21 protein-coding genes are annotated in these 25,450 nt (G+C 56.3%); all 21 read right to left on the reverse strand.

Annotated elements, in window-relative coordinates:
* Positions 1–383: 383 nt before the first annotated feature.
* Positions 384–947, reverse strand: a complete 564-nt coding sequence (locus ABFV38_RS12905) for a hypothetical protein (RefSeq protein ID WP_348957383.1) — start codon at positions 945–947, stop codon at positions 384–386.
* A gap of 146 nt (positions 948–1,093) precedes the next feature.
* Positions 1,094–1,753, reverse strand: a complete 660-nt coding sequence (locus tag ABFV38_RS12910; RefSeq protein ID WP_044596593.1) for an Imm43 family immunity protein — start codon at positions 1,751–1,753, stop codon at positions 1,094–1,096.
* Positions 1,753–6,141, reverse strand: coding sequence for an RHS repeat-associated core domain-containing protein (locus ABFV38_RS12915; RefSeq protein ID WP_348957384.1), 4,389 nt, complete (start codon positions 6,139–6,141; stop codon positions 1,753–1,755). Before ABFV38_RS12915 ends, ABFV38_RS12910 begins: the two co-directional genes overlap by 1 nt.
* Before the next feature lie 3 nt (positions 6,142–6,144).
* Complete coding sequence (locus ABFV38_RS12920) at positions 6,145–6,585, reverse strand: DcrB-related protein (protein WP_348957385.1); 441 nt, start codon at positions 6,583–6,585, stop codon at positions 6,145–6,147.
* A gap of 104 nt (positions 6,586–6,689) precedes the next feature.
* Entirely contained in the window at positions 6,690–7,232 is a 543-nt protein-coding gene (locus tag ABFV38_RS12925) for a hypothetical protein (protein WP_348957386.1), read from the reverse strand.
* Positions 7,233–7,404: 172 nt separating this feature from the next.
* Positions 7,405–8,157, reverse strand: coding sequence for a hypothetical protein (locus ABFV38_RS12930; RefSeq protein ID WP_348957387.1), 753 nt, complete (start codon positions 8,155–8,157; stop codon positions 7,405–7,407).
* Between the two features lie 3 nt (positions 8,158–8,160).
* Complete coding sequence (locus ABFV38_RS12935; RefSeq protein WP_325818030.1) at positions 8,161–10,734, reverse strand: type VI secretion system tip protein VgrG; 2,574 nt, start codon at positions 10,732–10,734, stop codon at positions 8,161–8,163.
* Positions 10,735–10,799: 65 nt separating this feature from the next.
* Positions 10,800–12,218: a protein kinase gene (locus ABFV38_RS12940; protein WP_348957388.1), complete on the reverse strand. Its 1,419-nt coding sequence runs from the start codon at positions 12,216–12,218 to the stop codon at positions 10,800–10,802.
* Positions 12,219–12,242: 24 nt separating this feature from the next.
* The gene (gene tssH, locus ABFV38_RS12945) at positions 12,243–14,858 is read right to left on the reverse strand and encodes a type VI secretion system ATPase TssH (protein ID WP_348957389.1); all 2,616 of its coding nucleotides are present in this window, start codon (positions 14,856–14,858) and stop codon (positions 12,243–12,245) included.
* 38 nt (positions 14,859–14,896) lie between these two features.
* Entirely contained in the window at positions 14,897–15,940 is a 1,044-nt protein-coding gene (gene tssG / locus ABFV38_RS12950; protein ID WP_348957390.1) for a type VI secretion system baseplate subunit TssG, read from the reverse strand.
* A complete protein-coding gene (gene tssF, locus ABFV38_RS12955; protein ID WP_348957391.1) occupies positions 15,937–17,808 on the reverse strand; it encodes a type VI secretion system baseplate subunit TssF in 1,872 nt (623 codons plus the stop codon). Before tssF ends, tssG begins: the two co-directional genes overlap by 4 nt.
* Positions 17,809–17,810: 2 nt before the next feature.
* Positions 17,811–18,374, reverse strand: coding sequence for a type VI secretion system baseplate subunit TssE (tssE, locus tag ABFV38_RS12960; protein WP_024909842.1), 564 nt, complete (start codon positions 18,372–18,374; stop codon positions 17,811–17,813).
* Positions 18,367–19,179, reverse strand: coding sequence for a type VI secretion system accessory protein TagJ (locus ABFV38_RS12965; RefSeq protein ID WP_348957392.1), 813 nt, complete (start codon positions 19,177–19,179; stop codon positions 18,367–18,369). The genes tssE and ABFV38_RS12965 overlap by 8 nt, the downstream gene beginning before the upstream one ends.
* Before the next feature lie 9 nt (positions 19,180–19,188).
* Complete coding sequence (locus tag ABFV38_RS12970) at positions 19,189–20,187, reverse strand: hypothetical protein (protein ID WP_048029471.1); 999 nt, start codon at positions 20,185–20,187, stop codon at positions 19,189–19,191.
* Between the two features lie 16 nt (positions 20,188–20,203).
* Positions 20,204–21,001 carry a protein phosphatase 2C domain-containing protein gene (locus tag ABFV38_RS12975; protein WP_348957393.1) on the reverse strand — a complete coding sequence of 266 codons (798 nt, stop codon included), beginning with the start codon at positions 20,999–21,001 and terminating at the stop codon, positions 20,204–20,206.
* Positions 20,998–22,761 carry a type VI secretion system-associated FHA domain protein TagH gene (tagH, locus tag ABFV38_RS12980; protein WP_348957394.1) on the reverse strand — a complete coding sequence of 588 codons (1,764 nt, stop codon included), beginning with the start codon at positions 22,759–22,761 and terminating at the stop codon, positions 20,998–21,000. Before tagH ends, ABFV38_RS12975 begins: the two co-directional genes overlap by 4 nt.
* An 86-nt stretch (positions 22,762–22,847) precedes the next feature.
* Positions 22,848–23,201, reverse strand: a complete 354-nt coding sequence (locus ABFV38_RS12985; protein WP_045908268.1) for a T6SS amidase immunity protein Tai4 family protein — start codon at positions 23,199–23,201, stop codon at positions 22,848–22,850.
* Complete coding sequence (locus ABFV38_RS12990; RefSeq protein ID WP_032645536.1) at positions 23,198–23,689, reverse strand: type VI secretion system amidase effector protein Tae4; 492 nt, start codon at positions 23,687–23,689, stop codon at positions 23,198–23,200. Before ABFV38_RS12990 ends, ABFV38_RS12985 begins: the two co-directional genes overlap by 4 nt.
* 81 nt (positions 23,690–23,770) lie before the next feature.
* On the reverse strand, positions 23,771–24,172 hold the full coding sequence (locus tag ABFV38_RS12995) for a putative T6SS immunity periplasmic lipoprotein (RefSeq protein ID WP_348957395.1): 402 nt from the start codon (positions 24,170–24,172) through the stop codon (positions 23,771–23,773).
* Entirely contained in the window at positions 24,169–24,711 is a 543-nt protein-coding gene (locus ABFV38_RS13000; RefSeq protein WP_235403655.1) for a hypothetical protein, read from the reverse strand. Before ABFV38_RS13000 ends, ABFV38_RS12995 begins: the two co-directional genes overlap by 4 nt.
* A gap of 57 nt (positions 24,712–24,768) precedes the next feature.
* Positions 24,769–25,251, reverse strand: coding sequence for a type VI secretion system tube protein Hcp (locus ABFV38_RS13005; protein WP_008502640.1), 483 nt, complete (start codon positions 25,249–25,251; stop codon positions 24,769–24,771).
* Between the last annotated feature and the right edge of the window lie 199 nt (positions 25,252–25,450).

Below are 25,450 nucleotides of genomic sequence, written 5' to 3' on the forward strand. Positions count from 1 at the left end.
GGTGTCTATATCCGATCCACGAGTGCGTAACGTCACCTCTCCCCATTTCATTGCCTCAACGTAATCCGCGAGATCAAAATATGCGCTGTACATGCATGCAGAGATCCAGTTAGCAAGTTCCGATTCGGACTTTGGCTCAGGAAGAGCTTGTCAGGCCTTTTGGTATTGTTCTAAAGCCTCGGCATATTTTTGGTTGTCGTGAAACTCGTTTCCTTTTTCTACAAGAGATGTAACTTTTTCATCAAATTTATCGAAACCGTTTTTCATATGCTTATTCATTATCAATCGAAAAGAGACCTCCTTGCCTATATAAAAGTGGTTTTAAGCGAAAAATGTTGTCAGAAGTAAGGAGGGTTCTAAAAGTGTTAGTTTTTATTATTAACCTAGCCAAAAAAGAATTGCTTAAAGCCTTCTGCCTCAACATCCTTTAGCTTGTTTTTTAGCATAAAATAGATATCTTTCAGAAAGTCCTCTCTAAAATTAAAATCATCATCTGTAGCATCACCATCATATTTACTTTGTTCTATCTCAATGGCAGAACAAAAAGCAGCCAAAAAGTCGGCTAACGAATTGGAAATAATGAAATTTCTTTTTTGAATACTACCATAAACAGGAGATGTGATATTTTGGGTATCACAAAAAAGAACATCTCCATTTCGTTCAGCAAAGATTATATATTCATCGCACCAGGTCGTGTCATTTTGAACTCGCCAGCCTGATAACATTTTATTAAGCTCCTGGGGCTCAATAATCTGTATAAAGAATGCACCATCAAATGTTGGGTGGTCATTTAAAATCAAATGGCTATAAAAAAATCGAATTTCACCATTTAAATTTACAGGAAAAGAAGTTTCATTTTCATCGTCTGCATAGTCTATCTCTCCCATATTTAAATCATTCATTTTGAATTTGTTAACAAAGTCTTGGATAGTATTTTTTATATGCATTATTCCTCTTTAAGAGTTAACATTATTGGCTACTCTTAAAATTACCATGATCCATAGTTGAAAAATGTACTCATAATCCAAAGAACTTCTTCGCGCCATTAAAAAAGAAAAACAAAGAATCAATAATGGCACGACACTATTCAATATTAAGGTAGTTTATTGCCCTTTCTTTTACGATTTGAGTCTATTTCGTAGAAATAATCTTCACAGAAAACGTCTAAAGCATTTTCCAGTGGAACAAGTTTCACCCCTCGGAAGCCTTTACTTTCTATAACTTCCTTGACTTCTTGTTTAACAATGATAAAACCACCTAACAATGTGTCATTCAACGAAAGTATATCATATTCCAGCGCATCATCCTTGAACTCAATTTTAAAAGGGATGATATCTCCGAACTTATCCTCTTCAAGAATAGATTTATCCTCATCTATTACATCGCCACCTGGAAAATATACATATTTAAAATCATCCCGAAGAACTTGACCATTCCCAATCGAAACTGGTGTTATATCTCGGCCAAAAAAAACAGTGTGCTTATAATTTTCAAAAATTGAAAATAAAGACTTATCCATCAAGTGTCCAAAGTCTTTTTTATAATAGTCAAATTTCAAAGCCCCAACATTTTTATTGCACAACAAGTAAATACGGTCTGGACATGCATCGTCTGTTATTCGATAAGGGAAGGAAAATGCAGAGCCTTCTATTTCCCAGTTTTCATCGATTTGTAATCTTTCATCAACCATGCCCTGTAAATTTCTTGGCATGAGTGATGATTCAAAGTCATTCATGATCACATAATAGGACATTAATTCATTCTCCTGCATTTTGTTGTGGGAACATGACCCATCCAAATTTTATTCTTCATATCAATCTGGATCCGCCTTATAGCTATCCTCGCCCCTTTAGCATCCAATCTTCCAGAATTATATCGTTGCTCTACACGAGCAATGCGCTGACGGACAATGTCACTATAGTTATGATGATTACTGCTATGGAAAACATCCATACCTTTCCCTGCATCTTGTTTCATCGCTGATGCACTACCTGGAACATGAATACCATTAAATGCAGAGTTCATGTCTTTTCCGATGCCAATATTATTGAAGAATGATTGGTTCTCTTTCCACACCTCAACGGGTATAACATGGTGAGCTGAAAGTCTATCACCAACTTTACCAGCCATAGCTTTATCTAATATACCGCTATTAGATAGCCCCCACGGATCCACCCACCCCAGCGCATTCGGCGCATACTGGTAAAGGTTTATCCCCCCCGCCAGCCCTATCGGGTCCTGCTGTGTAAACCTTCCGCAGTCCGGGTCGTAATACCGGAACAGATTGTAGTGCAGCCCTGTCTCACGGTCCAGGTATTGCCCCTGCATGCGCAGGTTCTGAGAATATCCTGATACCTGCGTCTCGCTTTCCCGCAGCAGCTTGCCCCAGGCGCTGTTTACCCCTTCCCAGCGCACCTGCCCTTCGATATCCGTCATCCGCTCCGGCGTGCCGTTGGGCTGGCAGTGGAACCAGAAAATCTCCGGAGCATCAACGCCGTCAATACGCGCCAGCGGGTCGTAACTGTCCTGATCGCTGTAAACGTAGGTCAGCGGCACATCCCCGTGCACTTCCTGCAGCAGCCGGAACCCTTCCCAGACAAACCGGGTGGTGACCGGCTTGCCGGTTGGCTGTCCGCCCAGCATCTGGCGGCGCGTTTTGCTGATGCGGCGACCGAGCGGATCGTAGCGGAAGCTGACCTGCGTCTGCGGTTTGTTGCGATCCCGCGGCTGGCTGATGACTTCCGTCAGGCGATGTTCGCCGTCGTAGCGGTAGTGCCAGCGGGTCTGGCCGTTATCCTTCTCCACGGTGCGGCCGTGGATGTCATAACGCCAGCGAATGCCGTTCAGCTGCGTCAGGCGGTTGTGTGTGACCTTCTCAGCAGATCCTTCGAGCGGGTTACCGGCCGCATCCCAGCGCCACTGCTCCTGGCCAGGCAGCGTACCGTCCTGAACGAGCAGGCGCCCGGCGCTGTCGTACTGCCAGCGGTACCAGCTGAACGGGTTATCGTCCCGCTCTTCGCGCACCAGATTATTGCGGTAGTCGTAATCCCAGCGGCGGGACCAGCGGCGCGGCGACGGGCGCTGCGCATTGCCGGTAAAGACGTCCCGGCGGTGCAGTCGGCCGAGGCGGTCGTACTCGCTGCGGGTGGTCAACAGCCCCTGGGTGCGGCTGGTCTCACGGTGGAGTTCGTCGCGAGTAAAATCGGAGACCGACAGCTTATCGAGAGCAATGCTGAGCAGATGTCCGCTGCCGTAGTAGAACTGCTTCAGCTCGCGGCCATCGGGCAGCGTGACGGAGGTGCGGTTGCCCAGCGCGTCATACTCCCACGTCAGCTCACCGTGCTCGCCCGCTTCGCGCATGACGCGACCGAGCGCGTCATACTCAAAGGCAAGCTCCTGCTCTGCCTCGGTGGTCCACACGTCGGCTGAAAGCGCAGGATGCAGACCAATCCGGCTTAATAGCCCGGACGGCGTGTAATGGTAGCGGGTCTGCCCTTCCGGTGTGGTGCGGGCGACCAGCTGGCCGCTCGCGCTCCAGGCGAAGGCGTGGGTGATAGCCTCCGGATGACCGGCGGCAAAGGTGCGCGCAATCGTGCGCCCGCAGGCATCATAGCGATACTGCGAGGCTACGCCATCGAGCCCCACCTCTTCCAGCAGCAGCGAGTCTGGCCCCCAGCGGAACTGATACGCTTCGCCGTTCTCGTTTTCCAGGGCAATCAGACGCCCGCGGCTGTCCCAGCGGCGTCGCACTTCTTCACCCTGCGTATTACGAGTGGCGGTTAAGCGCCCCGCCTCGTCGTATCTGAACTCACTTTCTTTCCCGTCGGCGCCCGCATGTTTCACCGGCAGGCCACGTTCGTTCCATTTGAGCGATTCTGTCCAGCCTTCCGGGCGATCGAGCTGCACCGGACGCCCTGCGGCGTCGTAGCGGTAGCGCGTCTCTTCACCGTCGGCGCCAGTCTCAGCCACCAGCCAGCCCAGCGGATGATAGCGATAGCGGGTAATACGCCCGGAACAGTCCGTCGAACGGACAATCTGCCCGGCCTCATTGTACTCCTGGTAGCGGCTGTTGCCTGCGGCATCGACCTCTTCCACGACCTGGCCAAATTCGTCCCGGCGCAACTGCGTCGTCTGCCCCATCGGGTCCACCACGCGCTTCAGCCCGTGATGTTCGTCGTACCAGAACCGGGTGGCGCTGCCGTCGGCTTCGATAATGGCCGCGGGAAGCGCGCGGTGCTCCAGCCAGGTGGTGGTGCGTGTAGTGCCGTCGGCATCGGTCTCCTGCACCCGGTTGCCCATCTCGTCGTAGACGAAGGTGACGGCGTTGCCGAGCGGATCGATGCGACGCGTGAGAAGCTCGTTATCATCCCACTTGTAGCGCCAGTTTTCACCACGCTCGTCAACGTAGCGGACAATCAGATTTTGCGCGTTCCAGTAGTGGCGGCGCGTCTGACCATCGTAGTGTTCGACGGTCGTCAGCCCGACGGCTAAATCATAGCTAAAGCGGCACCCGTCGCCGGTGCTGGTGCGGTTTTCCACCACGCGCCAGTGGTCGAATTTTTGCCAGCGGTATTCGCTCTCCAGACCGCCCGGCATCCGGTGCCAGACCATCAGGCCGTGGTCGTTGTAACGGTATTCACGCGTCACCACGCCGGAGGCGTCCGTCGCGCTCGCCAACTGGCCGCGCGCATCGTAGCACCACTGCATCAGCGGCCAGGTTTGGTTGCCGTCGAAATGGCTGGCTGCGGTCACGCGCAGCGGGAAGCGCTCATCTTCATAGCGCAGGGTGACGTCGATGGCCCGCGGCTCATCATGGATACCAATCAGCCTGCCGTGCTCGTCCCACGCCGTCAGCAGCGCGTTGCCGTATTCATCGCTAAGGGAGGCCAGACGCAGGATAGAAGGATTCATGCGGGTCGGTTTGTACAGACGCCACACCGCGCCGTCATCGTCGGCAATCGCCACGTCGCCGCTCTCATTGCGGCGGATAATGATGCCTTCGCTGATGCTGTAAAACGCGCGGTCGACAGGCGGCAGTTCAAAGCTCAGCTCGCGCCCGGTTTCATCGAACCAGGTCGCATGGTTATCTTCCAGCGCCAGATAGCTGTCAAAGGTCGTTGCCCAGCCCAGACCAAACAGCCCTTCGCGGGTGGTCAGGCTGTTGTAGCTGCGCTGCCAGCGAAGCGGGAAGCGCCCCGGCAGCGAGAAGTCGAGCTCATCGTCGTCGTTCAGCACCTTCACGCCGGTGGCGGCGTGAACCGGGTGCGAGGAGCCAAACACGGCGTTGACGGCCATATCCGCCAGCATCCCGCCGCCGGCCGCCGCCAGCGCGCAGGGCATGTTTTTCAGGATCTTGCCCGGACGCCCGCGCAGCAGGGAGAGCGCAATCATCCCCAGCGCCAGACCCGGCGTTTTACCGCTTTTGATATCGCGGACCGTGAGCGTGTCCCCGCCGATGATCACGTTCGGGGAGACGTCGTCGGAAACGGTGCCTTCGCAGGTGGTGCGATCTTTCGCACGCACCGCGGGCTGCCCGTTGATAAAGACGCTTTTAGAGCCTTCCGCCAGATACTGCGGCCCGGAGTGCTTTTCACACGCCACCTTGTCCTCTTCAAGCGGCGAGGTCCCCGCGGCTGCAGAGGCGACACTCGGCTGCCACATTTCGCTGCCAAACTGTCCGGCGGCGGAAAGCAACATGCCCGCGTAATCGGCAAAGCTGCCCGGTGACTGCGGCTCAGGGGACGGTGTATCGGCGGGCGTCAACGTCCCTGCCGCGCGGGCGGCGGGGATTGCGTTGGTCAGTACGTTGTTCGAACCGGTGGTAATTTTACCCGCAGGCGACGGCGGGAAAAGCGCATTGCCTAACCCTTCCGCGGCGTTGCTGATGTCGTCGGTGATCCCCGCCACGTTCGCCAGCACGCCACCGATAATCCCGCTTAACAGACAGCTGGACCCAATCGCTGCCACGCCCGCTGCGGCGGCTCCGGCACCGAGGAGTGGCGCGGCGGCCGTAGCCGCCAGCCCCACTGCCGCGCCGATCACCGCATAGGCGGCACCTTCCGCCACGATGCTGGTGATGTCAGCAAAAATGCTGGAGTGAATAATCTCGTCGCCCTTACGGGCCGCGTTGTTATCGCTCATGCCTTACACATTCCGGTTGTCATTTAGCGTCAGACTCTGCTTAAGCGCGCTCCAGCGCACCTCGTCCTCTTCGGTAAAGGCTCTTAATGCCGAGAGGGTAAAAATCATCAATAGTAGTTTGCCCGGCGTCTGCACGGCCAGCTGTTTTTGCCACAGGCGTTGCCCGTTACGGTCAAACGTGGTCTCAACTTCCAGCCCGTTAATTTTTCCGTCAGGCCCGGCGTTTACGTTCCGGAATTCGCTCTGGGCGATCTCACCCATCTGAGGACGCAACACATCCCACTGGCGGTGAAACTCTTGTTCGTAGTCGCTGCCATCGGGAATCACGCCGCGACTGACCACCACGGACAGCCCGCTTTCGTCATCGCGAATGATGTTCATGCTGTTATCCTGCCAGGCAGCAGGAAAAAGGGAAAATGAACCTTCCTGGAGGGTGTATTTCATAAGTAAACTCGGGATGATTAATATTGAGAGAAACAAGAAGGCCAATCGATGCTGGCCTTTTGGCTGACTGTTTTATTATTTACGCCATTGACCTGATTGTTCGACTAGTTAGCATAATTCATACTTATTTTTACAACCATATTATCCTTAATCTTAAATGAGAGTAACTTAATTCCTAACTCATAGGAAATCCATTGCTCCCCAGAATCATTTTCGCTCTGACCGGCCCCGTAAGCTTTATTGAGTTCTTCTATTGTTGAACCCACATGAATACCACGTGGTGTACTACACTCCCCGGAATTGATCGTAATTTGCGACACAATATAATCATTAACGTTTCGTTCGTTTTTATCCCACAAAAGATTGGAGCTAAAAACATCTAGCTCAGCCTGGTGATGTTGGTAGAATTTATAGTTAACTCCATCAAAAGGAATCTCACCAACAAATTGGCCTTCTGTTGGGACCTCAATTTCATGCGCAACATCATTACCCCATCTATCACCCAATGCGATAGATTTTTTATTTATCGCAATAGAAAAATCCAACTCTCTCAAAGCAGGTGGCACAGTATGAGCCACTACCTCAGAAGAATATAGAAAGCAAACAATAAAACTGAAACAAAAATATGCACGAATGAATTTGCTCACATTACGATTCTTTTTTAATCAGACTTTTTTCAACCGGCGGCACATCGCAAGCCAGTGTTAATCACTTCAATGAGAAGGATTATTTTATATCCAGGAAACCGCATCAACTTTCAGTGACAGTCATTGCTCTTAAAAAGCAATGACTGTTCGTCACTATATATTACAAATGAAGCTAATTACTCCAGTCACCCTTCTGGTTCATTAATATTTTATTGTTCTCAATTACTGTCAGTGTATTATCAGCTTTACTAAGCATATAAGTTGTGGACGCATTTTTAAACTTGTACCCAATAATAGGACAAGGCGAGGTAGAACACTCTGCTCGTATAGCTTTACCATGTAAGGTTACTGCTGCGCCATCTTTTTTTCGTTTCCCATAATAAGTTGCGTCATTGCACTCGCCGTTATCTGAACAGACAGTTGTTAACTTAATGGCATATGCCTTTGTATTAAAATATTCTGTTTTAGCTGCATCTTTATTGTTGTTTATTTGCGCAGCAAAATTCATATTCTTAAATCTTTCAGCCCAGCGCTGAATATCTTTATTGACAGGTTGTCCTTGTTCTGACGATTTATAGTTGATCACATCTGATTCAGGAACAACCCAGGCAGCATAAATCTTGCCGTCTGGGCTAATAACCGCAGCAGAGGCATTCTCCTGATAAAGATCTTTTAACCACCCTTCAATAAACACCCCTCCATCTGGGGTAACATGTGGCTCACCAAACACATCAAAATTGTTGGTAAAAGTCTCGTAGTCCTTTCCGAGCGTCTGCCTGAGATCATTAATGACTTCTTTGTCCTTAAAGATCCGACTCACCGTCTCCGGTTTACTATATTGCGCCAAATCGAGAGCAAGTGAGGATTCTATTGAGCAAATCAAACTAAGAGAAAACAATGAAGATAATACGATTTTTCTGAACATAAATCACTCACCTGATAATTTTAAAAATTCGTCCGCTTCACGGGCATAGCGCTTCTGAAGACCAGTACCGTAACGATCCCACCAGTTGTACTGCTTACCCCCTTGTGTAGTAATTGTATTTCCGTATATGGCCTTATCGTATTCTACACGGGCTTTTAGCAAGTTTTGCTGAAAATCTGCTGGCGACATATTTTCAATTTTTGTTATAGCTTCTGGCGTCAAGGTACCCGTCTTGGCTATTTCTCCGGACTCCATTGAGTTCAGTATAGCCTGCGCACCTGATGGGCCACGCATATGCGCCAGGGAAGTAATTGCACCTTGTTTACCAGGGTCAGTAAAATTCAGTGCTCCAGCAGACTTCGCCGAAGCACTCATAGCTTTGGAAACCTCTTCGAATTCTTCTGCGCTTCCCTGACCATATTTATTTCGCGCAGCCAGGATTTTGTCATAAGCGTTTCCATTTCCTTTTCTGAAGCCGTACAACTCGCGCCGTCCTCCTTGTTCCCCGGCACTCCCCTCTGAGGCCATGACCGATTTCACGACGCGATTATCAATCCTTCCTGGTTTTGTTGCTGATTGGGCCGTCTGCGCCACAGGTGCTTTTGTCGCCGACTGCGCAGTCTGTGTTGCCGGAGCTTTTGCCGCACCGCCTTTTTTTTGTTTCTCCGGCGCAAACTTCGCCTGCACCGCCGCATCAATATCCCCTTTATGCCCCGATCCCGGCGCCGTCGTGCCCGGCTTGGTTCCCGAGGTATTCAGATGCAGCTTACCGCCCGTGGTGATATACCCATCCCCTTCCACGAAGAAGTTAAACTCTTTGCCGATGAGGTTAATCTTGCCGTTAGCATTCAGCTCAATGGCACTCTCACCGGAGACCAGCCGCAGCTTCGTTCCGGAAGCAATGACGTACTGCTCCACCGCCGCATCCAGCTTGCCTTTCCCCGTCAGGATCTCGGTGCCACCTTTCACGGCCTGTGTCTGATTCGCTTCCACGCGATGCAGCTCATTTTTCTTCACGTAATGGCTGCGCTCGCCGCCGACGCTGTGCGTTTCATCATTTTTAACGCTGGTGTCCATGTTGCGCTCGGCCTGGATCCACACCTGCTCTGCACCCGCTTTATCCTCAAACCGCAGGGCGTTGGCGTTGTCCACGGAACCGTCTTTCGTGCGGCTCATAAAGCCCATCTGCGTCGCCGCAGCCGGCAGCGCCCACGGCGGCATGCTCGCGTCGTTGTACACGCGACCGGTAATGATCGGACGGTCCGGGTCGCCGTTGATAAAGTCCACCACCACCTCATCGCCGACGCGCGGGATTTGCACCCCGCCGTAGCCCTGGCCCGCCCACGCGCTCGACACGCGCACCCAGCAGGAGCTGGTGTCATCGCCCTTCGCCAGACGGTCCCAGTGGAACTTCACTTTCACCCGGCCGTATTTGTCCGTCCAGATACTCTCGCCCTTCGGCCCCACCACTTTCGCCGTCTGCGGGCCGTAGGTGCGCGGCCACGCCGTGGACTGCGCCGGACGGTAGGCAACCGACGCAGGAATGACCGTGAAATCGGTGCGGTGAATGGTCTCCCCCTCGCCGCTGGCATAGCGGTTCTCTTCGAGGTGGTAACCCGCCGCCGTCACCAGATACTCACCGTTGTCGCTGAAGAACGGCGCGTTGGTTAAGGTGAAGGTGTGCCCGGGCGCAATCCCCGCCGCCGTCGCGGTGGCCTGAATCTGCTGATGCTCCACCTGCCAGCGCTCCTGGCGGATACGGGCATAGAACTCCCCGTGCCCCTTGTCCACAAAGCGACCCGGCCAGTCGTACACGTCGATGCTGCCCGGCTTCGGCGATGCCGGGTTTTGCTGGGCCTGGAACAGCCACGCGTTCGGCTTGCGGAAGTCATAGTCGTCGAGGCTGTAAATCCCCGGCGTCACGCTGTCCTCCAGCGCCCACTGGCTGATGCCCTCTTCATCCGTACTGCCGCCTGACGGCGTCTGATGGTAAGGAATGACCTCATAGCCGCTGAACGGCTGGTACTGCGTGGCGGCGTCGGTGAGCACCAGGGTGTGCTTGTCCGCCTCATGGCGGAAGTGATACGCAATCCCCTCCAGCTCCATCAGGCGGCTGATGAAGTCCAGGCTCGACTCCTGATACTGCACGCAGTAGTCCCACACCCGGTAGCTGCCGGTGAGTTTATCCTCAACGTTGACCTGATGCTCACCCAGCAGGGTTTTCACAATCTGCGGCACCGTCTGGCCCTGGAAGATACGCAGGTTACGGTCGCGCTTCATCGGCCACAGGTCCGGCTCCACCGTCAGCTGGTACACCGCATAGCGGGTGCCCGTCAGCTCAACGGCGCTGACCGCCACGCGGGTAATTTTTCCGTTAATATAGCGGGACGTCAGCAGGTTCTGCGTCGGGATGGTCACCGTGACCGGCTGGCCCAGCAGCTTACTGCGGTCAATGCGCGCGTCCGTGCCGAGCACGGTCAGCGTCAGCGCGAACGACTCGGACATCGCCTCGCGGCCCGTCAGTTTCCAGAACAGAAGCCCCTCCACCGGGAGCTGAACGGTAATTCGGTTGAGCATAATCTTTATTCCATCTAGCTTATGCGATTCAGAAAAGAGGTTCGCATCAGTAACTGAGCGTCATTCTACGGATTCACCAGCCAGGTGCCCGGCTTGGCAATATCCAGCGTCTGGCCACGCGTTCTTCCGTTGCCCTGCAGTTCAATCTTCGCCTCACCGGCCGGCAGCTTGAGCGATGCATAACCGTTAGTTCCCGGGCGCAGCGCTTTTGGCTCGCCGTTTACTTTCAGCGTTTCGCCGTCGAGGATGCGGATATAGACCAACGCAACAGGGCTCGCGACAGGCGGTGGCGTCTGCTGTGCCGTCGCCTGCTCGCTCACCTTCGCCGTTTCTGGCTTCACGTCTGGCGCGTTCGCGGCGGTTTCGGTTGGACGCGTCTCTGCCGGTGCCTGCGCAGCCTGCTCTGGCGTATCTTTGCCGCCGCTAAACAGCATCGCGCCAGCGACAACGCCGACCAGCACGCCTGCGGCAACCATGCCCGGGATCCTGTAGCGACGCCAGTCGAGCAGCGACGCCGGTTTTTCGTCTTCCACCGGTACCAGCATCGTACCGGGCTTTTTCGCCGTCAGCACATCGTTGATACCCGCGACCGGCATCTCTATCAGCGCGGCGAACTCGTCGATGGACTGCGGACGGTCCTCCATGTGCAGCGCCAGCGCGCGGTCAATGGCCTGCAGCAGTGGAATGGAATAGCCCTGCGGCATGATTTCCACCAGCGGTTTGCAGGTATCCTGAATAGAGCGCACCACGCTGACCGGCGGCGGAGAACCCACAATCAGGGTACGCAGCACGGCGCCGAGGGCGTAAATATCCGTCCACGGGCCCTGCTCGCTTTCGTTGTCGTCGGTGTACTGCTCAATCGGCGCAAAGCCCGGACGCAGCATGGTTTCCGTTTCGTCGGAAAGGTTACCAATCGTGCGGCGCGCGGAGCCGAAATCGAGCAGCACCGGCAGGCCGTTATCCTGGATCTGGATGTTATCCAGGGAGATGTCGCGGTGCAGGTAGCCTTCGTCGTGGATGGTCTTGATCGCGCCAAACAGCATCGGCAGCGTGCGGCGGATCCAGGCTTCGTTGATCAGCTCCGGCTTTTCTTCACGCAGGCGTGACAGCGTGGTGCCGCTGTAAAACAGCGTCCCCATGTAGGCCGTGTCGTTTTGCACCCAGAAGCGCAGGACGTGCAGCAGGTTCGGGTGGTTAAAGCGCGCCAGCAGACGCGCTTCCTGAATGAAGCTGTTCAGGCCCGCGGAGAACGCTTTGCCAAAGCGCTCGCTGCGCAGCACCAGGGTCATGTCGTCGCCGCGAACGGCGAGCGAGGAAGGCATAAATTCTTTGATAGCGATAGTGCGTTCGAGCTGGTGATCCCACGCGCGATAGACAATGCCAAAACCGCCGCCGCCGATCACCTCTTTGATTTCAAACTCGTTGAAGCGGTACCCGACCGGGAGCGCGTTTGGGACAGTCCGATTGTTATCATTATCCGTCATCTTTTACAGTTCTCTTGATGATTATTACGCGGCAAACTGACAGTGAAACTCGCCCTGCTCGCAGGTGACGTGCAGACGTCGGTACTGCTCGTCGCTGCGGCTGGCGGTAAGTAAGATCTGGCTCATCTGAGGCAGCAGGGTGTTAGTCAGAATAGCGTCCACCATGCGGCCGCCGGACTCCACCTCGGTACAGCGCTGAACAATCTGTTCCACCACGCTGTCGTCAAACTCAGAAATAATGCTGTGATTCTCTTCCAGACGACGCTGAATGCGCCTGAGCTGCAGGCGAACAATCTGCCCCAGCATCTCGTCGCTGAGCGGGTAATACGGCACCACCAGCAGGCGGCCCAGCAACGCCGGTGGGAAGACCTCCAGCAGCGGCTGGCGCAGGGCACCGCTTAACGCGTCCGGCTCCGGCATCAACTCCGGATCGGCGCACATGGCGCTAATCAGCTCGGTGCCGACGTTGGACGTCAGAATAATAATGGTGTTGCGGAAATCAATGTGGCGCCCCTCGCCGTCCTCCATCCAGCCTTTATCAAAGACCTGGAAGAAGATCTCGTGGACGTCCGGGTGCGCTTTCTCAATTTCGTCCAGCAGCACCACGCTGTACGGGCGGCGGCGGACGGCTTCGGTTAATACCCCGCCTTCACCATACCCTACGTACCCTGGAGGCGCACCTTTTAAGGTGGAGACGGTGTGCGCTTCCTGGAACTCGCTCATGTTGATGGTGATGACGTTCTGCTCGCCGCCGTACAGGGATTCGGCGAGCGCCAGCGCGGTTTCGGTTTTACCGACGCCGGACGGACCGCACAGCATAAAGACGCCCACCGGCTTGTTCGGGTCGTCCAGCTTCGCCCGGGAGGTTTTCACGCGGCGGGCAATCAGATCCAGACCGTGACGCTGGCCGATAACACGCTGGTTCAGCGTGTCGGCAAGGTTCAGAACCGCGTCGATCTCGTTTTTCACCATCCGGCCCAGCGGGATCCCGGTCCAGTCAGAGACCACCGCGGCAACCACGTTTTCATCCACCGCGGCAAACAGCAGCGGCTCGTCACCCTGTAAGGCGTTCAGCGCCTGCTGCTGTTCCGCCAGCTTGCCGCGCAGCTCAGCGGTATCTTCCTCGCCCGCCGCGAACAGCGCGGCGCGCAGGCGGATAATCTCCTGCACCAGGCTGCGTTCTTCTTCCCAGCGCCCGGACAGGGCTTCGCGTTTTGTCTCATACGCGTCGCGTTCGGCGCGTAATGCCGTGACGCGCTCGGCATCACCGGCCCCCACGCGCGCTTCGCGTTCGGCAATCTCAATTTCCACATCCAGCGCGGCAAGATGGCGCAGGCAGTCTTCCAGCTGCGCCGGCGGTGCGCTCTGGCTGACCGCGACGCGGGCGCAAGCGGTGTCGAGCAGGGCCACGGCTTTGTCCGGCAGCTGACGCGCCGGAATGTAGCGATGCGACAGCTTCACCGCCGCACTGACCGCTTCGTCGAGCAGCAACACCTGGTGGTGCGTCTCCAGCGGCGACACGGTGCTGCGCAGCATGAGAATGGCTTTCGCTTCGTCCGGCTCGTGCACCTGCACCGTCTGGAAACGACGGGTCAGCGCCGGATCTTTCTCAATGTACTTTTTGTATTCTGCCCAGGTGGTGGCGCCGATAGTGCGCAGTTGGCCGCGCGCCAGCGCGGGCTTCAGCAGGTTTGCCGCATCGCCGGTCCCCTGCTGGCCGCCTGCGCCAATCAGGGTGTGGATCTCATCGATAAACAGAATGATCGGCGTGGCGCTGGACTGGACTTCGTTAATGAGCGCCTGCAGACGGGCTTCAAACTCGCCTTTCATGCCTGCACCGGCCTGCAGCATGCCGATATCCAGCAGCCACAGCTGAATATTTTGCAGCGGCTCCGGCACGTCGCCGTCGGCGATACGCAGCGCCAGACCTTCCACCACCGCCGTTTTGCCGACCCCGGCTTCCCCGGTCAGCAGCGGGTTGTTCTGACGACGGCGCATCAGGATATCGACCATCTGGCGGATCTCCTCGTCGCGCCCGACAACCGGATCAATCTTCCCGTCGCGGGCGCGGGCGGTCAGGTCCTGACCGTACTGGGCCAGCGTCCCCTGTGCAGCCGGTACCGCACCCGCCGGTGCGTCGACGGCGGCAGCGGCCTGCTGCGTCTCTTTACTGTTGGCGCAGATGGTATCGAACTGCTCAATCAATACCTCCACGTTAAGGCGGGTAAACTGCGCCGAAATGCTTTTCAGCAAGTTAGCCAGATTCCAGGTTTTCAGCATGCCGATCAGCAAATGGCCGCCGCGAATGCGGCTGACGCCAAACTTCAGCGAGCCGAAGACCCAGGCGCGCTCCACGGCGCTGTCGATATGCTCGGAGAGATCGGAAACGGAACTCGCCCCGCGCGGGAGCACATCCAGCGCGGCAACGATATCGCGCGTCAGCTGCTGTTCATCAAGGGCAAAGTGGCGGATGACCTGCTGCAGATCGCCATCCTGCTGCTGCATCAGCTGATGCAGCCAGTGCACCAGCTCAACATAGGGGTTGCCGCGCAGCTTGCAGAACGCAGTGGCGCTTTCCAGAGAGGTAAATAACAGCGTATCCAGTTTGCCGAAAAGCACGGCACGGCTAATTTCTGACATGTTAGTTTCCATTAACAATGATTCGGTATACGGAAGGATTACCGCTCTGCGCGATACACCAGATCGCCGCGCGGGACAGGCTGCGGCTGAAGGCCCAGCCAGGTGTTATAGCCTAATCGCGCATGACTGCCGAGCGTGGCGCCCTGCACCGCGTCTGCGCGCAGGATCATCCGCGTTTCCCATTCAAACTCCACTCCGGCGTACTGACGCACCCAGTCGCGCAGCTCGGTGACCCACGCTTCACCCGGCAGAAAGCGGTTGTACTCCTCCGCGCTCAGCGGGCCAATCTCGATGCGAAACTTATGCTGCACGTCGCGGACGGCGACACCGAGAAAGGCGGATTCACCCATGCGCGGCATGCGGCGTCCTGCTCCCAGCTGCGCCTGCTCGCGCGTGGAGAGCGGCATCCACTGCGGCACGTTGCTAACCAGTTTGACCGGCGCCTTAAAATAGCTGCGCAGGATCTTCTCCAGCCCCTCCGGATCCCGCCCGTGACGGGTCAGGTGCCCGGCGTGGGTAAAGCGTGCGTGTGAGCTCAGGCTGCCGTTGTCCAACTGACCCGGCTGGCCCATACCAATCAGCGACGCCAGATAGCCCTCAAAGCGCTTGTTATCGGCGCGGTCCAGCGAGACGGTGGGCTGCGCATCCGCCCAGGCGCGGTAAAACAGCAGCGCCAGACGATGGTGGAACAGATCGGCAAACGCGCTCAGGCTGGTGTCCTGATGATGATAAATACGCTCGCGGGCGTACTCGGTCATGTGGACCGGCAGCGGACCGTTCGGGCCAAACAGGCCGAAGCTGAGGATAGACACCTCATGCAGCCCGCTCTCTTCCCGCTGACGCACCCTGGCCAGCGTCGACGGGGCAAAACTCATCGACGGCTGCTGGCCGATGCGCAGCGGTTCAAATTTTGGCAGCGGCGCGCGGCCCAGCGGGTAGCGCTCGCCGCCCTGGGCATCAATGCGCCTTAACAGCTGAAACAGATCGTAGCGCCAGGGCGTCTCACGGACGCCGTGCCAGAACGCATCCGGCAGCTTCGTCAGGCGATGCACGCGCAGCGGTGCAGTGGCAGCGTCACTCATATCAGCGCCCTTTTACCCATGCGCGGCGCCCAGTAGCCAATCTCGCCGCGCTGCTGACTTTTCAGGGAGAACTCGGTGAAGCTGTTGATAGAGACCAGACGGGCAAAGAGGCGCTCCATCACGCTGCCGAAGAGCCACGGACTGGCCCCCGAAAAGGCTCGCTCATCCACCGTCAGGGTAATGCCGATCCCGCGGGCGAACACCACCGGGCCGGGTTCAGGCACGCGGCGGTGAACCGGCTCCAGCACGCAGTGACGAACGCCTTCCACCTGACGCGCCACGGGCGTTTCGGCCAGGTTGGCGTACAGCCCTAACAGCTGGCGCAGCGCGGCAGCCCCCTCCTCATTGTCACTGTCCATCAGGCTGAGGTAGTTCATCTGCAGCTGGCTGATAAGCCGCCAGGTGCTGAACCCTTCCGCCAGCGCCGGACGCGGTGGCGTCGGCCCTTTACGCAGCGTGAGGGATTTCACCGGCATGGAGTCCGCCATAATGAACTGCCCGAGCTCCTGCTGCAGCATCAGCGGCAGGTCGCGGCTGGTGCAGAGCACCTCGGCAGAGATATAGCGCAGGTTTTCCTGCCAGGGGGCGTGCTGTTCATCCACCAGCGAGACAAAGACCTCCGAGCCGATATAGCCGGTACGGGTGCCGTAGCGCAGGGCATGCTCGGACAGCACGCGCTGTTCACGGCGCAGGGAAAAATAGGCTCCGTAGTTGCCCGCATCACCGCTCCAGGTACTCCAGAACGGGCGAAACGTCTGGTCATCGCGTTGACCATCCGCGCTGCCATAGATTTTTTTGACCGCGTAAATCTCATAATCCAGCGGACGGATGTTATCGACCACCAGATGGTATTCATGCTGGCCTTCATTAAGCTTCTGACGCGCCGCGACCTTTGGGAACAGGTTGATGACCGGGGTGCAGTGCAGCGCCAGGTGGCTGGCATCGACCACGCGCTCCAGCTGTTCATCCGACTTTTCCAGCAGGATGAAGATGTCGAAGGCTTTTTCGCCTTCACAGCGCTGGATCAGCGTGCTCAGGCCGCTGAGGCTAATGAAGCGGAAACGGGCCGGAAACGCGAAATACTCCTGCAGCAGGCGATAGCCGTCGAAGTTACGCAGATCGTCCGGAAGCAGCGCCTGGTCAGGCTCAAAACCCTCCTGGCGCAGCGCGTCCGACGCCAGCAGCTGTCGCTGCGGCTGCGGGCTGACCGTCTGACAGACGATCCCGGCGTGGTGCTCCATCACCAGCTCCAGCAGCTTCAGCGCCTCGATATCCGGACCGGCGAGGAAAAACTCAAGACGGTCGAAATCCAGGTGCCCGAGATTTTGCGGGCCGTCGCAGGCGATGCGGATCCGCAGGGCGCTGCCGATCCCCCGCTGACTCAGACCCAGCTGTGCGAGCGGCAAATCGGCGGGGACACCGCCCAGCTCGACCTTGTCGATTTTCAGTGGCAGCAGGTTGACCTCGTGCGCCGTGGTATAGCTGCAGGTCACCCCGGTTTTTTTCAGCGCCAGGCTGTCCATCATGGTACCGCGCGGCACAATGAAGCCCTTGCTCAGGTCGCCCCGGCTGCTGTCGGGCTGAATCTCCGCAATCGCCATCGACGGCGTGGGCGCAAGATAGTTCGGCGCAATCATCTCCAGCAGACGCTGGGAGAAGCGCGGAAACTCCGCGTCCATTTTCATCTGCACGCGGGAGGTCAGGAAGGCGAACCCTTCCATCAGGCGTTCGGTATACGGGTCCGCCACGTCGATGCCGCGCATGCCCAGCCGTCCGGCGACTTTAGGGTAGCGTTCGGCAAACTCGGCCCCCATTTCGCGCAGGTAGGCCAGCTCACGGTTGTAGTATTCGAGCAGTTTACTTTCCATGATTACCCCGCATCTTTCAGTTCAAAATGGCCGTTTTCCAGATCGACATCGGTACGAAACAGAAACTCCAGCGGGTACGGCACACACCATAAACGCCCTTTTATCTCGATGGAGAGCACGTTGTGCAGATCCAGCGAGGAGGTATCCGACACGCAGCGGACCTGCAGCCCCTGCGGCAAAATGCGTGGTTCAAAATTGATGATGGCCTCGGTGAGCTTGCGCTGAATATCGTGCCATTCGATGTCCGACATTCTTTTCCCGGCCAGCGGCGCGACGCCGAAGTTAACCACCGAGCGGCTCACGTGCGGTAACGCGCTCAAATCACCGGAGGCATCGTGGTTGATGGTATTAAACAGCCACTGCAGATCCCGCAGCACATTGCGACGCAGGGCGGCATGGGTGATCAGATTACTGTTGGCCGACTCGCGTTTTTTTTCCGGATCGTTATCGGTGAGGCGATCGAGCAGCGAGGGCTGCATTTTGTCGCGCGCCCCCACCTTTTCCTGCTTGCTGCGGGCTTGCCAGCCGCTGCGCAGCAGATCGCCTTCGCCAGCGGGATTACTCATCGGCTCCATCCGTCGCGAACGTCACGAGGCTCAAGGACAGCAGCGGGCTTTCGCTTTGCTCGCTCAGCCAGGCCTTCTGGCCCTGGCCTTCATACAGCGTGCCGTCAGTATCGAGTGGGTGCCAGTCGGTGGTGCGCCCCAGTTTGACCGCATCAGAGGCTTCGGCTGCAAACGGGTAACGCGCCGGGATCTGACACACCTGTTCCGTTCCGTCGGTCAGGCGCACCAGCGCGTGACGCCAGACCAGATCGGTGACGCTGGCAGGCGCCTGGAAACGGATCTCCGCGATAGCGTTAAACGGCAGCCAGAAATAGCGGCCGTTGACGATGGTTTCGCATACCGGGCCGAGACGGGCATCGCCGTCCATCAGCCACTCAAAGGCCAGCGTCTCCTCGTTTTGAAGGGTGACACTACCAGGGTTTGCCTGCGCCTGTTCAAGGGCTTCCAGACGCAGCGCCTGCGCGCGTTCGCCCTCCTCGCTCAGCGCCGCGGCAAGGGTGGTCAGCCACGGCCACTGGGTTTCAGGCATCGCCGGACGCGCCTGTCCCGCCATCACCTGCGCGCGCTGCAGCTCGCCCTGAATGGACTGCTCCAGCAGCGTGACGGTGGGCTTCGCCTGCGGCTTTAGCGCCAGCCAGCTTTTCAGCTGGGTCAGGGCACGCGTCCAGTTGCCGCTCAGGGTTAAAAACTGCACGAACGCGGCGCGGAGGTCGGCATCTGCCGGACGGGCTTTGATTGCTGCTTCCAGACGCGCGAGCGCGTCGTTGAGCGACTCACCCGCCAGGTGTTGATAGAGCGTATTCATTGCCATTCCTTAATTTGCCGCGCGCCATGCGCCGACGGCCGGATCGCGCAGCTGAGGACGCAGGGTGTCAATCAGAACGATATTCAGCGGAGTGCCGGGTGCCACCCAGGCGCTCCAGGTTTTTTTCACCGCCGCGATACGCGCCTGCAGTTTTGCATCATCGCTGGCGGTTTCACGGGAAATCTCCACCGCGACCGTGCCGTTGCTCTTCCAGCTGTTCAGGGCGTTGTCGTAAGGCAGGATCATCCAGCTCTGGTCGCTGTTTGGGGTGCTGAATACCATGCGCTCTTTGTTGACGGAGGTGATCAGCGCGTTTTCCGGATCGGCGCTTTGATTCAGCCCGGTGACCGGGAAGCCATGAATGTATGTCACCGCCATCTCTTTCTGCCCGCCGTTGCGGGACTGCGACACAACGGTGTGTCCGCTCAGCCAGCTGCCGTTCCCGCAGCGGGTGGTGTCAGAATCCGGAATAAAGAGCGCCGGTGCAGAAGCGCCCCCTTCCCAGAAGGTCCGCAGGTGGCAGCCGTCCTGAAGCGTAAACTCCTGCCACGGCGTACGGTCGGCGGCAACGGTGCGGGAAGCCACGTTCTGATCGGGCGGCAGTAACGCGCCGCTGGCTGGGGTGGCGGTGACGGTCGCGGCAGACGCGGCCTGCTCCTGTTTCACCACCAGCGCCCAGTCCTGCGCTTTGCCAGCCGTGCCCTGCGCCAGCGTGGTACCCGCCGGATCGTTGAGCGTCCAGCTGAGTTTATTCACTTTGCTGCACTGGTGTTCCAGCAGTGAGCCAAGACGCGGCACAAAGTTCTCCAGCACGGAGACGTCTTTCTTGCCGTTCGCCACAATACGCAGCGCCACCTCAGGCTTACACCAGCTCTGCGGCGTGTTGTCTTTGATGTTGTCGATCCAGATATCCAGCTTCTGCGCAGGAGACTGCACGATGCGGAAATTTTCAGCCTGCGCGGTGGAGGTCGCCGCCAGAAGTGCCAAACCCGATAGCCAAAGTTTCATATCGTTCCTTGTGTGTCTAATCAGTTCCGCAGGGAAGAAATTGTGCTGCGTCAGAGAGGGTGTGCAGCAAAGTGGTGTCCTTAGGGTTGCCCATCCATACCGCCAGGGCAGTATAGTTATCCTGAGCATTCCCCTCCTGCTCGCCATTCTTTTGAATGATTTGGTTCATTAAGGTCAGCCACTCCTGCGGCGTATTCACCATGTGCAGCGACTGCTTCATTTGCTCTTCGCTGACGCCGTGCCAGAATCCGTCGGTGCAGAGTAAGAATGCATCGCCGTCTTCAACCTGTACCACGTCGCTGTAGCTCGCTTCCGGCCCGCCGTTTTCAATCCCGAGCGCCAGATAGAGCAGATTGCTGTTCAGGTTGTCGGTCTGGTGTCCGGCATCTTTCATCTGCTGCACCAGGCTGTGGTCGGTGGTCACATGCCACAGCCATCCGCGGCGGAACAGGTACAGGCGGCTGTCTCCGGCATGGGCCCAGTAGGCCAGCCCGTAATCACGGTCAATGAACAGGCTAACCAGCGTCGTGCCCATCCGGCGATAGTCCTGAACGGCCTGCTGTTCGCTGAGAATGGTGCGATTCGCCGTCTGCACGTAGTCGCGGATGTGCTGCGCATTAAGATGTTTGTCGCCATCGAAGCGGGAGATAATGCTGTTGCGGGCCAGCGCTGCGGCCACCTCGCCGCCCGGCAGCCCCGCGATGCCGTCGCAGACGACAAAGCAGGCTGAACGTTCCCCTATGGTTTCTCCCGTCTGATCCTGGTTGCTGGCGCGCGTCCCCTGGCGGGAGAGAGAAGCCGTTGCGATATTCATTTGTCTTCCGATCCGCTCTGTGAGTCTTTGTACTGATTGACCTCCATGTCATACGCATGAAGGAAGGCCTCGCCGAACAGGGTGTGGAAGTCGTCCTCAATCTCGCCCGCCGTCTCGCCATAGCTGCGAACAAAGTAGTCCCACAGGGCGGCTTTGCGGCTGCCCGGCAGCGCCAGACGCGAGGTCATGCCGTTCTGCTTCGCCTGCTCTTCCAGCTGCTCCGGGTTAAAGGACTGCAGCATCGCGGCAATGATGGCGCGGATGCCGGAGATCATACCCAACTGGTGCGCCTGCAGATCGATCAGCGCATCGCGCACGGATTTGGTTGGTGGCATAAAGCCCGGCATCGGGGTGCCGAACATTTGGATTAATACGGTTTTGCCGGTCGGCAACAGCTTGAACGGGTTGTTGGCATCGTCCAGCACCATGGTCATGTCGGCTTTTACGCCGCGCTTGAGGATAGAGCGCGAGGAGAGCAGCGCCACGGTCCCCTGAGAGAACATACCGAGGATCTGCCCCAGCTGACGCATATTTTCACGGTCAAACTGCGGAACGGGCTGCATTTCACTGAGCCCCATCCCCTCCAGCAGCGCTTCCAGCAGCTCGCCCTGCAGCACTTCACCCTTCTCACCGCTGTTTGCCGTGGCGGTTGGGGCGGCGGCGTTATTGACCGGGTCGATGCGCAGGCGGCCCTTCGGGGCCTGCGCGCTGCTGCGCGCAACGGCCTGCGGCGTAGGCATGGTGAAGCCTGCGTAATCCGGTCGCGCGGGTTCTTCTTCAGCACGCGGTTCTTCCTGCGGCTCAGGGGCGAACAGCGGGGAATCGGCCAGGACGTCCTCTTCCTGCTCAGGTTCCGACACGGGGGCAGGCTTCTCGCTGATAATGTCATCCGGATGGGTTAACGGCGCGCCGCCCATCAGCCCGAGCGGGTCGTCATTGCGCGCGGCTGGCGCGCTGGCTTTACCGCCAAACAGGGCCAGCGGATCGAGCTCGTCCGTTGCCTCTTCTTCTGGCTTAACGGGGCTCGACTCGCCCGGCGGCACCAGGGTTGACGGGGTGACGTCGTCAAAAATACTCTCTTTTTTAAACAACGCTTCGTCACTGAACAGCGTATCCGGATCGACATGCTTACGCTCGAGCTTTGGATCGCTGTCGTTGAACATCGCCAGCGGATCTTCGGCGTTACGCTCCGGAGCCGCAGGCTGGGAGAACGGATCGTGCGATGCAGCAGGCTGCGGCTTTGTGCGGTTACTGGAGATGCTGTCGGAGATGGAGAACTCCTGCATCAGGCTATCCCAGATCTCCGTTGGCACGGCGGTCGGCTCGGCTTTCCCGCGCGGTGCGGCGCTCGCCGGTTTCGGCTGCTGCGCAGGCGCAGGGGCGACCGTCGGACGCGCCTGCTGGTGCAGGCTGGCCGCCATGCGGCTTACGGGCTGCGTATCGTGGATCAGTTCGGTCACTTCAATACGGTAGTCATCAATACCGAGAACATCGCCATCCTGCAGCTCAACCTGACGTCCCCGCTCCAGCGGAATGTCATTTAATACCACGCGGGTGACGCTGCCGCGGTTGGTGACGCGGCATTCGCCCTGGGCGTCAACGTGAACAATCGCCTGCAGACGAGAGATGGTGCGGTCATTGTCCGGCAACACCAGATTGTTATCCGTACCGCGCCCAATGGTGCCGCCCGGGGCGTAAAAATCACAGCTGCTTTGCGGCGGCTGATGACCGGGTTTCGTAGAAATAATCGTGAATCGCATGGCGTATTCCTGCTGGTATGATTAGCGCTCAAACGCTGCCGCTCTCAGGACGAGAACGGCGGCGTTTGGGGGCGATTCCATTGCTTCTATTTTGCGGTTTTGAGCGGACGAATCGCGTCGCTGTTGGCGATTAAGCTGCACTTTAAAACCTGATATTGACCCGGTTCGGTACCGCCTACTTTCTCTTTCAGTAAAGAAACAATCACCTTGTCAGCTTTTTCAAAATTCTCAGCAGGGAGATTGCTTGCTTCCAGCCATGCGGCTGCACTGGCCTCTGCATCATCTTTGAGACTTTTACTGTCCGCAATCTTACTGATGCATCGATTTTGCACCCAGTTTTCAAAGATTTGTTGCTGAGAAAAAGCGCTAACATCAGGCAGGGTTTGGGCATAAACAGCAGGGGCATTTATAGCCAGGATCAGCAGTAATAAACGTTTCATTTCAGGCTCCAGAATGTTGCGTTGGTTGGAATAAATGAACCATTACCCGGTGAGCCCAGAAAATGGCAATCATCAGAGCAAATATTTCCATTCCAGAGTGTGACATGCCCGGTAGCGTCGCTCCAGCCGTGCCCGGTGAAGATGATAATGCCCTGTTTGCCTGCAAATTGCGCAGGAGTGGGAGAAGAGACAGACATATCGGCATTGCCCAGTACCGTGGGCAGAAATGCAATCATATCTTTAACGCGGAACATATAGCGCTTTTTGTCGTTTCCGGTCACTGTCGCATATTTACTGTTAGAAGGAATCGGAATGCCACAGTAATTTAAAACGTAGCTCATACGAATTGGGCAGGCATTTTTAAAAATACCGGCGTCAATATTATGCTGAACTTTTCCACCCAACAATTTGCCAACCTGTTCTACGCTTACGTTCACTTCTCTGAATCTGTTCCAGGCGGCACCAAAAGCAGGACGCATTTGAGACATCTTGTTTCTCCTTGATAAGAAGCTCAGGATGGGGCTGTCGCTCTCGGGGCGAGAACGGCGACGTTTGGGGTTAAACACATTCTATTCAGTCTGCGTAAGCTTAAACTGGCCTGAAGGACCTTCTTGTAAGGTGAAACGGGCCGCATAGCGAATAGAATCGTTTTTTCCTGACACTTTCAAAGCAACATCATATTCTCCGGCTTGCCACGCAATCCCCTTCCACTGGTGACACTGCTGGGTCGTTAACGTCACCTCAGGGCTAAACGTTGACGGCGGCGATATCGTTTTCCATTCATTTCCCGCTCGTTTCATAATGGTGGGTGAATGGCTGGTGACAGGCGCGTCTAACCCGGAATTAGCAGGGATAGCAAAGCAGGGTTCGTTGTTCTTTAGCGTAACCGAAAGTGACTGATATTGTGCAGGATGAGACACACAGGCGCTCACCGTAAATGCGATTGCCACAACACTGAGGAACTGTTTCATAACCATACCCGCCGGTCTTTAGGATTTTGAATAAACAACGATAACACCTGAAGGTATTTATCCTTCAGGTCTGGCCCGATAATTCCCTCAAACCCTGCAATATTTCGGAAATCACCCAGGCCGTAATTTATCAGATAATAAAAATCTGAAATGATAGAAGCCTGCTGCTCCATACCAAAGTCCGATAATTTTTTATCCGGGGGCAGAGAATAATTATAACTTGCAGCCCAACTGAATGCGCCTCGGGTTCGTACATTCATTCCAATCTGATGTTGCAACACATGCACCATCTCGTGAATAAACCAGTGTCTATATCGCGGAACTTCTATTGAGAAGTCATCCCGATAATGCGGCTCGCGAAAATAGAGCTCACCATTGGGTGTCATCGCAACATCAGTCGACTGCATATTAAATGGCAAATAGCTTTTGTTATGGACTTTAACTTCTGAATACTTTATTGCGTCACCAAAAACCGAGCGCGCCAGTGCTATTTCGCCAATGGTGAGAGGACGGGCGCCTCCTTCCTGCAAACTTGCCATGCTATCTTCCTTCCCGGTTGATAATGACCGGGGAAAACTCCCCGGCCACATACGCAATTACGCTTCTTTGTTTTCTTTGATGTTCCAGCCAGCGCTGCTTTCAGCACCTTTACCACCCGACGTGGTCTGCTCCCAGTACTGCTGTTTCACTTTCGCAGCCTGGAATGCGTAGGTCACACCAACGGTATCGCCGTTGTCTGCACCGGTGTACTGAACAGAGGTCACCAGCACATCTTCAAGCGTAATGCGGGAATATTCCACCTGCTGGCCGCCCGCTTTACAGACGGACAGCTCAACTTTGGTCAGGTGTTTACCGCTGGCGCAGTGTTTCAGGATAGCGGTGGTGGATTTGTCGATCAGCGCGTTAACGTGCAGGTCGTTAAAGTTAACTTTACCGGCACCGCCGCCACCGCCAACGCTCATATTACCTGGCTGGGAAGCGCCCCAGGAGAAGGAGGTAATATCAGTCCAGCCGGTGTGGTTAGAATCTTTAGATTCGCCCGTAACACCCTCGACCTTCAGAAACATATCAATAGCCATAATATCTACTCTTCGTGGATGAACAATATTGCTTTCGAAAAAGCACTTATATGGCAAACAGGAAAGCATGGGGCTGAATAAAACCGTCCATATTTTACCTCTGCCTCATATCAAATGACCCGCGTCATTTGACAGTCTTACATTCCCCCGCAATAACGGAATGAATGTGAAGTCATTATTACCGTGCGTTATTCTGGAA

The organism is Enterobacter cloacae complex sp. Mu1197, assembly GCF_040059225.1.
Taxonomy (GTDB): Bacteria; Pseudomonadota; Gammaproteobacteria; order Enterobacterales; family Enterobacteriaceae; genus Enterobacter; species Enterobacter quasiroggenkampii.